We start from the raw sequence: 2,593 nt of genomic DNA, 5'->3' as shown, positions 1-2,593 counted from the left end.
GGATTTGCCCTGAGCGATGGCGCGGGTCACACGCTTGCGAAGATCAAGTGAATAAGCTTGCTGGAACATAGCTTTTCCTCCTGACCCAATGAATCATCAATCTAAAAAGCGCGAAATGCAAACAAATATCACCCTCTTTAACGATTCAAAATAATCGCCCCACGCTCTAAGCAACTGGTTTTAATCATGTCCTTATCCCGTCGATGCACAGTCAGAAATCAGTCCGCTGGACTGATTTCCCTGCGCAGGCGGCTCCCACTTTTGGGAAACATGCTTCGTCTGCGCTTGTCGGACAATGCCGTGCGCGAACGCCGGGGACTTGATCCTGGTGATTACTGTCCTGCCTGAGGCGGAGAATTACGCCTTGTCGGGGAGGATGTCAGCGAAATCCTCGACATGATCGCAGCAACGATGAAGGTCATCGGGATCGCCCGACCAAAGAAGTCGTGCCGTTGTTGCGAGAAGAAGGTACAGTTTCCTGCGCCCAGCCGTCCGGTACCGGGCAGTATGGCTGGTGCGGGTCTTCTGGCCTACATTCTGGTCTAGAAGTTTGATGATCATCTGCCGCTATACCGCTTCAACGAGATCTTCGCGCGGATGGGTGCCGATATACCTGACAGCACACTGGTGGACTGGTGCGGTCGTTGCGCGACAAGGGACTGGGGCAAAGGTGTGAAGAAAGGCAGGATCTGGACAGGTTCTGATGGTGTGGACGCCCCCCCCGACGGCCTTTATGTGGCAGAATGGCGGTGTTGAACACCATTTATACCAAGGCGCTAAGATGCTGACGCATCACGCCTTGAAAATGTTCAGTCGCCACACGGGCTTAACCAAAGTCCGATGAGTCTTACTCAATGAACTTTGGTATTAGAGGAGGCGTCCATGTAAGAGATTACCACTATTGGTCTGGATTTAGCGAAAAATGTGTTTCAGGTTCATGGTTGTGACGGGGCTGGAACGGTGCTTTTACGCAAGAAACTGCGGCGCGATCAATTGTTCGATTTTTTTAGCAAGCAGTCACCGTGTACCGTTGCAATGGAAGCATGCGCCAGCAGTCACTATTGGGGGCGGGAGATCGGCAGCTTTGGCCATAACGTCAGGCTGATCCCACCTGTTTATGTCAAGCCGTTTGTGAAGTAATACTCACCTGACCATTACTTCACTAATCATCAGGTGACCATAATGCGAAGGAACGCACGCGGATCGCCCGGTTGTTGGCCTTTTCGCGCATAATTCCTTCGCATTATTTCAGAGCGTGTCGAGCCAGGCGAGCAGGCTCGTATCATGTTTCCAGGATGGCTGATGACCTGCCGTTGTCGGAACATCGACCAGTTCCAGTGCCTTTCGCTTGGTTTCCAGATTGGCCTTCGCGTAGTGATTGGTGGGTGTCGAGGCTCACATGCCCAAGCCAACTGCGGATGACCGTGATGTCTACGCCCGCCGATACAAGGTGGACGGCGGTGGCGTGACGGAAGCTGTGCGGCGTTACATGCTTCGTTTGCAGCGACGGCATGGTTTCAGCCGCCGCCTTCACATAAGCGGCAAGCTTGAACCGGACGCCCGAGGTGCTGAGCGGCTCTCCGTAGCGGTTGACGAACAGCCGCTGGTCTGGTGCCTGCGGCTGCCGCTCAAGCAGCTTTTTCAACAACCTGTGTTTGAGAAGCCGTTGAGCAAAGCGCTGAAGCGTAGCGATGGTTCAAAGGGCGGACGTCCACCATTTCCAGCGGTCATGATGTTCAAGATCCTGGTGCTACAGGCGCTCTACAATCTCTCCGACGATCAGGCAGAGTTCGTGATCCAGGACCGCCTGTCTTTCATGCGTTTTCTGGGTTTATCGCTGTCGCAGAAAGTGCCAGATGCAAAGACGATCTGGCTGTTTCGCGAAAGCTTGGTGCGTGCCGGTGCCATCGAGAGCCTGTTCGCTCGTTTCGACAAGCAGCTTTCGAAGTCCGGTTATCTGGCCACAGGTGGTCAGATTGTCGATGCAACAATCATCCAGGCACCCAAGCAGCACAATAGCCAGGATGAGAAGGAAGCAATCAAGGCAGGCGAGATTCCCGAAGCCTGGAAGGACAAGCCCGCCAAGCTTGCGCAGAAGGATCGCGACGCGCGCTGGACGGTGAAGTATTCCAAAGCGAAGCACCCGACGCAAACGCCGATATCAACCGCAACCAGAACGCACTATATCGCTATTGCGATGTTCGGCTATAAGAACCACGCCGGTATAGATCGGGCACATGGCTTCATTCGGGGATGGGCGGTGACCAGTGCGGCAGCCCATGACGGAGCGCAACTGCGCAACGTCGTCGCCAAGGATAATACCGCATCTACCGTCTGGGCCGACAGTGCCTACCGCTCAAAGAGCAACGAGGAATGGCTGGAAAAGAACGGCCTGAAGTCGGATATTCATCAGCGAAAGCCGAAGGCTAATACCAATGCCCATTGATTAGAACCGATGTGCCCAATCGCGCAATCCGATTGAAATGATAGTCCATGGATCAGCAAGGAGCTTTCGCCAAGCCTGACAACAATGATCTACAACCTGGTCATAGGTTTCAAAGATACTGTTTGACAGCCAGTTATCGCGCAGGCG

Annotated in this window: 1 protein-coding gene and 3 pseudogenes; 3 read left to right on the top strand and 1 reads right to left on the bottom strand. The window is 53.9% G+C overall.

What is annotated here, in order from left to right; genetic code table 11:
- Positions 1 to 276: 276 nt before the first annotated feature.
- Positions 277 to 693 (top strand): annotated as a pseudogene (locus tag OIV19_RS23505) (IS66 family transposase); the annotation flags it as partial.
- A gap of 198 nt (positions 694 to 891) precedes the next feature.
- Positions 892 to 1,137, top strand: a pseudogene (locus tag OIV19_RS23500) (IS110 family transposase); the annotation flags it as partial.
- Positions 1,138 to 1,282: 145 nt separating this feature from the next.
- Here the strand turns inward: OIV19_RS23500 and OIV19_RS23495 are convergent.
- Positions 1,283 to 1,645: a tyrosine-type recombinase/integrase gene (locus OIV19_RS23495; RefSeq protein WP_264234320.1), complete on the bottom strand. Its 363-nt coding sequence runs from the start codon at positions 1,643 to 1,645 to the stop codon at positions 1,283 to 1,285.
- Here OIV19_RS23495 and OIV19_RS23490 point away from each other — a divergent pair.
- Positions 1,535 to 2,419, top strand: a pseudogene (locus OIV19_RS23490) (IS5 family transposase); the annotation flags it as partial. The gene OIV19_RS23495 and the pseudogene OIV19_RS23490 sit on opposite strands and share 111 nt — an antisense overlap.
- Between the last annotated feature and the right edge of the window lie 174 nt (positions 2,420 to 2,593).

This window comes from Brucella sp. HL-2 (assembly GCF_025846885.2).
GTDB classification, from domain to species: domain Bacteria; phylum Pseudomonadota; class Alphaproteobacteria; order Rhizobiales; family Rhizobiaceae; genus Brucella; species Brucella quorumnocens.
The sequence above is the reverse complement of the archived record's forward strand: the minus strand, read 5'-3'. Positions and strand labels throughout refer to the sequence as shown.